General features: G+C 69.5%; 5 protein-coding genes and 1 pseudogene. 4 read left to right on the top strand and 2 right to left on the bottom strand.

All coding sequences use genetic code 11. From position 1 onward, the window contains the following. Positions 1-258: pseudogene (locus MFF61_RS33510) on the bottom strand (porin family protein); the annotation flags it as partial. A 222-nt stretch (positions 259-480) separates the two neighbouring features. On the opposite strand from MFF61_RS33510, the gene MFF61_RS33505 reads away from it, so the two are divergent. The 3 genes from MFF61_RS33505 (at position 481) to MFF61_RS33495 (ending at position 3612) form a co-directional block, all read left to right on the top strand. After that, positions 481-723 carry a hypothetical protein gene (locus MFF61_RS33505; RefSeq protein ID WP_238242134.1) on the top strand — a complete coding sequence of 81 codons (243 nt, stop codon included), beginning with the start codon at positions 481-483 and terminating at the stop codon, positions 721-723. A 230-nt stretch (positions 724-953) separates the two neighbouring features. Then, entirely contained in the window at positions 954-2432 is a 1479-nt protein-coding gene (locus MFF61_RS33500) for a DEAD/DEAH box helicase (protein WP_238242133.1), read from the top strand. Between the two features lie 121 nt (positions 2433-2553). Next, a complete protein-coding gene (locus tag MFF61_RS33495) occupies positions 2554-3612 on the top strand; it encodes a GGDEF domain-containing protein (RefSeq protein WP_238242131.1) in 1059 nt (352 codons plus the stop codon). Between the two features lie 88 nt (positions 3613-3700). On the opposite strand, the gene sufA is transcribed toward MFF61_RS33495, so the two are convergent. After that, positions 3701-4081 carry a Fe-S cluster assembly scaffold SufA gene (gene sufA, locus MFF61_RS33490; RefSeq protein ID WP_238242130.1) on the bottom strand — a complete coding sequence of 127 codons (381 nt, stop codon included), beginning with the start codon at positions 4079-4081 and terminating at the stop codon, positions 3701-3703. Between the two features lie 309 nt (positions 4082-4390). Here sufA and ppk2 point away from each other — a divergent pair, with 309 nt between their 5' ends. Then, positions 4391-5182: a polyphosphate kinase 2 gene (gene ppk2, locus MFF61_RS33485; protein ID WP_238242137.1), complete on the top strand. Its 792-nt coding sequence runs from the start codon at positions 4391-4393 to the stop codon at positions 5180-5182. Positions 5183-5255: the final 73 nt, after the last annotated feature.

The raw sequence follows: 5255 nt of genomic DNA, 5'->3' as shown, positions 1-5255 counted from the left end.
GCGGTTCTGGAAGGCGATGGCGGTGGGCACGGCCACCAGGCCGGTGCGCGCGTCGACGCCGACGATAGTCGGGGCGTTGCTGTTGCTGCTGGTGTCAAAGCCGTAGCCGGCGTTGAAACCCGCGTAGAACCCCGTCCAGGTGAACACCGGAACCGGCGTGAACACCGGCGGCGGAGCCGCGCGGCGCGGAAGGTCCGCGGCCGAGGCGGCGGAGGCGAGGCCCGCGAGGGCGACGGAGGCGAGAAGGATCTTTTTCATTCTGACTGGTCCTGTTGGCGAGAGCCGGCGCGGCTTCTAGCCCCGGCCGAACGTCCGGTCTGTCGCATTCCTGCAACAAGCGCAGCCATTACCCCATCACCCATCAACAAAGGATGAAACCGCCCTTGTGGCAGTCGTGAGGATTTTGGCTCATCTGCTTACCTGTGATTAACCGTGATCGGCGGATGATTGATGCCGCCATGAACGTGATTCCTGCCTGCCATGTCCCATCGTGATGGAGCGCACGCGAGCGCCCCGCTGCTCGCCTGGACCTGGCGGGTGGCGATCGTCGTCGCCCTGGCCTGCGTGGCGGCGACCCGCTTTCTCGCGGGGGTGGGAGCCGGCGCTCCTCCGCCCGGATCGCCGCTCGCCGCACTGCGCGGAGTCGCGGAGCCGGAGACGACCGGCGCGCTGGGATCCGCGGGGGTGCGCCTCGATCCCTGCGCCGCCCCGCGGCGTCCCTGATCGTCCCAGGTTTGCCGCGCACGCGGCGAAGCGGGCACTTGACAAATGCATCGCCATCGGGCGTGTCGCTCGCATCGGCGCGATCTCACGCGCCGCAGCCACGGCGGGTTCCTCCATCCCGCTCGCGTGAGCGGACATGGACCGCAAAACGTCTTTGCGGTGAAGCCGTTGCCGCGACGGACGTTCCTCGCGCCGGTGGCCCGGCCCGCGCGCAACGGTTCTCAATCAGAATGTCATTCGCTGAACTGGGTCTGAGCGACAAGGTCCTGCAGGCCGTCACGGCGGCCGGCTACACCACGCCGACCCCCATCCAAGCCCAGGCGATCCCGCATGTGCTGAGCCGGCGCGACGTGCTCGGCGTGGCCCAGACCGGGACCGGCAAGACGGCGGCCTTCACGCTGCCGATGCTGACCCTGCTGGAACAGGGCCGGGCGCGGGCGCGCATGCCCCGCACGCTGATCCTCGAACCGACGCGCGAACTCGCCGCGCAGGTCGTGGAGAACTTCGAGCGCTACGGCACCAACCACAAGCTGAACGTGGCGCTCCTGATCGGCGGCGTCTCGTTCGCCGACCAGGATGCCAAGATCACCCGCGGCGTCGACGTGCTGATCGCCACGCCCGGCCGCCTGCTCGACCACTTCGAGCGCGGCAAGCTCCTGCTCACCGGCGTCGAGCTCCTCGTCATCGACGAGGCCGACCGGATGCTCGACATGGGCTTCATCCCCGACATCGAGCGGATCGTGAAGCTGGTGCCGTTCACGCGCCAGACCCTGTTCTTCTCCGCGACGATGCCGCCGGAGATCCAGCGCCTCGCCGATGACTTCCTGCACAATCCGGTGCGCATCGAGGTCGCCCGCCCGGCCTCCACGGCGGCGACCATCGAGCAGCGGCTCGTCGCCACCGGGGCCGAAGGGCACCAGAAGCGCAAGACCCTGCGCCGGCTGATCCGCGCCGCGGACGAGCTGAAGAACGCCCTCGTCTTCTGCAACCGCAAGCGCGACGTGGCGCAATTGCAGAAGTCGCTCGCCAACCACGGCTTCAACGTGGCGGCACTGCACGGCGACATGGACCAGCGCGCCCGCATGGCGGCGCTCGACGCCTTCCGCTCCGGCGAGATCCCGCTGCTCGTGGCGAGCGACGTGGCGGCCCGCGGCCTCGACATCCCGGCGGTGAGCCACGTCTTCAACTTCGACGTGCCGCACCATGCCGAGGATTACGTCCACCGGATCGGCCGCACCGGCCGGGCCGGGCGCAGCGGCCACGCCTTCACGCTGGTGGCGCGGGGGGATGAGAAGTCGCTCGCGGCGATCGAGACCCTGATCGGCCAGCCGATCGCCTGGGCGGAGGGTGACCTCACCAGCCTGCCGGAGGACGAGGGCGAGGCCCGCGGCGAGCGCCGCCCGCGCGACCGCGGCGGACGCGGCCGGGGCGACGCCGGCCGGCGCGAAGGATCGTCGCGGCGAGAAGGATCGTCGCGGCGCGGGGAGCGCTCGCGGGACCGCGAGGCCCGGCCCGAGCAGCGGCCGGCGGCCGAGGAGCGGCCGGCGGCCGAGCCGGCACGTCGGCGCGACGAGCAGCGGCCCCGCGCCGCCGCCGCCCGCCGCCGGGACGACGACGCGATGCCGGAGGCCGAGGTCGGATTGGGGGCGCACGTGCCGGCCTTCCTGCTCCGACCGGTTGTACTTAAGAAGCGGAAAGACCGAGAGTAGAAAGCTCTTAGTCGGAACCGGATCGACTATCGGCCGGAGGCTTAACCGCTTCTCCACCGAAGGCCGGTAGTCAGGTCGGCGTGAGCCGCGCCACGGCGCAGCTCACCGACGGAGATGCCGGATGACTGACCTGTCCGGGGCGGATACGGAGCGCAGCTTCGTGATCGGCCAGAGGGCAATCGAGCTGATGAAGGCCTACGGGTCCTCCGCCAGCCCGCACAGCTACGCGGTCTGGTACACTTACGTGTCCGGACAGCAGCCGCTGCTCAACGAAGCGGTGAAGCGGCTCACCAGCGAGCATGGCAACCTCAGCGACGCCCGCGTCGAGGGGCTGTACGACACCTACATCCAGGGCCGGCGCTTCGTGGCGGAGACGGAGCGGGCGAGTACGAGCATGCTCTCGGAACTCGAACAGGTCATGGAGATGCTCGATGCCGCGCTCGGCTCCACCGCACGCTACGGCGCCGAACTGCAGGCCTTCAGCCAGGACATTGCCGCGCCCGCCGTGAACCGTGCCCGCCTGCGCGAGATCGTGGCGTCCCTGGTCGTCACGACCCGCGACGTCACGGCGAACAATCGCACGCTCGAAGCCCGGATGCGCGAGAGCCGCGACGAGATTCGGTCCTTGCACGAGACGCTGGAGGCGGTCCGGGTCGAGTCGCTCACGGATCCGCTCACCGGCATCGGGAACCGCAAGCATTTCGAGGACGTGCTGCGCAAGACCGTCGAACAGGCGACCCTGACGCGGGGATCGGCCGGTCTGATCGTCCTCGACATCGACCATTTCAAGCGGTTCAACGATCTCTACGGCCATCTCACGGGCGATCAGGTACTGCGCCTCGTCGCGCTCACCATGCGCGAGATGGTGGCCGCCGCCTGCACGATCGCGCGGTTCGGCGGCGAGGAATTCGGGATCGTCCTGCCCGGCGCCACCCGCGATCAGGCGAGAGCGCTGGCCGAGCGGATCCGCACAGGCGTGATGGGCCGCGAACTCGTGAAGCGGTCGAGCGGCGAATCTCTCGGCCGGGTCACGGTGTCGGTCGGTGTGGCGATCCACCGCGGCGGCGACACCGCGGTCTCGCTCCTGGAGCGGGCCGACCAGTGCATGTTCGCGGCCAAGCACGGCGGTCGCAACCGCGTGGTGGACGATGCCGCGGAGGGACTCACGGAGGTCGCCTGACCGCGACCTCTGAGGTCGCCTGACCGCGACCTCTCCGGTCGCCTGACCGCGGGCCCGGGGCCGGCGGTGTCCGCCGCGGCGCGACCGCTCAGGCGCCCACGGCCTGCAGCGCCTCGGGGGCGGCCGGGGTGATCGCGACAGATTCGCCGCAGCCGCAGGCGGATGTCTGGTTCGGGTTGTTGAACACGAACTGCGAGGCGAGCTTGGTGGTCTGGAAGTCCATCTCCGTGCCCAGCAGGAAGAGCACCGCCTTCGGGTCGATGAACACGCGCACGCCGCGGTCCTCGACCACGTCCTCGCCCGGCCTGCGCTCCTCGGCATACTCCATGGTGTAGCTCATCCCGGCGCAGCCGCCGTTCTTCACGCCGACGCGCACGCCGGCGATGGGCTGCTCCGCCTCGGCGATGATGCGCTTGATGCGATCGGCGGCCGCATCGGTGAGCGACATCACCTTGAAACTCATTGCCATCACGAACTCTCCGACAGCCGGGTTCAAGGCCCGGGCGGTTGAGGATTGGGGTCCCGCGCCCTGAAGATAAGCACGCCTCCGAGCCCGGTCCACTGCCGCCGGGACACGGCCGGGGCCGATTCTCCGCCACCGGCCCGTCGCCCCCCGCCTCCTCGCGATGGCCCGGCCGGTCCGTGATGCGGCGCTGAACATTTGCGATGGCCAAGGAGCGGACACGCCAGCATCTTCGACGGTCGATCGGAGCGCGGGAGGGGCGCCATGCATGACACCGAGCACCACCTGCTGGCCGAGGCCCCGGACGACGAGGCCATGCCCGTCGCGGAGGGCGGCCGGCTCAAGCGCAGGACCTACGAGCGCGCGTTGCACAAGCTCCAGGTCCAGCTCTGCCACCTCCAGACCTGGGTGCGGGCGACGGGCGCGCGGATCATCATCGTGTTCGAGGGGCGCGACGCGGCCGGCAAGGGCGGCACCATCAAGGCGCTCACCGAGCGGGTCAGTCCGCGCGTCTTCCGGGTGGTCGCCCTGCCGGCGCCCTCCGACCGCGAGAAGAGCCAGCTCTACATGCAGCGCTACCTCGCGCATTTCCCGGCGGGCGGCGAGATCGTGATCTTCGACCGCAGCTGGTACAACCGCGCCGGCGTCGAGACCGTGATGGGCTTCGCCGGGGAGGCGGAGCAGCGCCGGTTCCTCGAACTCTGCCCGCAGGTCGAGCGCTTCATCACCGGCAGCGGCATCCAGCTGGTCAAGTTCTGGCTCGAGGTCGGCCGCCAGGAGCAGAAGCGCCGCTTCGAGGCCCGCATCAGCGATCCCCTGCGGCAGTGGAAGCTCAGCCCGATGGACCTCGAATCCTATCGGCGCTGGTACGATTATTCCCGCGCCCGCGACGCCATGCTGGCCGCGACCGATACCGACGATCTGCCCTGGTACGTGGTGCGCTCGGACGACAAGCGTCGGGCGCGCCTCAACTGCATCGCGCACCTCCTCCACCTGATTCCCTACAAGGAGATGGAGGGCGAGCCGGTGACGTTGCCCAAGCGCTGCAAGAAGAACGCCTACGACGACACGCTCCGGGACCGGCGCTTCGTCCCGGAGCGCTACTAAGCAGATTTCGCAAAAGTGGTCGCCGGTTTTGCGATAAAAATCTGCGAAAAAACAAGAACCTAAGCGGACGAAG

Origin of the sequence: Methylobacterium isbiliense (assembly GCF_022179325.1) — a bacterium.
Classification (GTDB): Bacteria; Pseudomonadota; Alphaproteobacteria; order Rhizobiales; family Beijerinckiaceae; genus Methylobacterium; species Methylobacterium isbiliense.
Note: the sequence above shows the minus strand (reverse complement) of the source record. Positions and strands in the feature narration are given on the sequence as shown.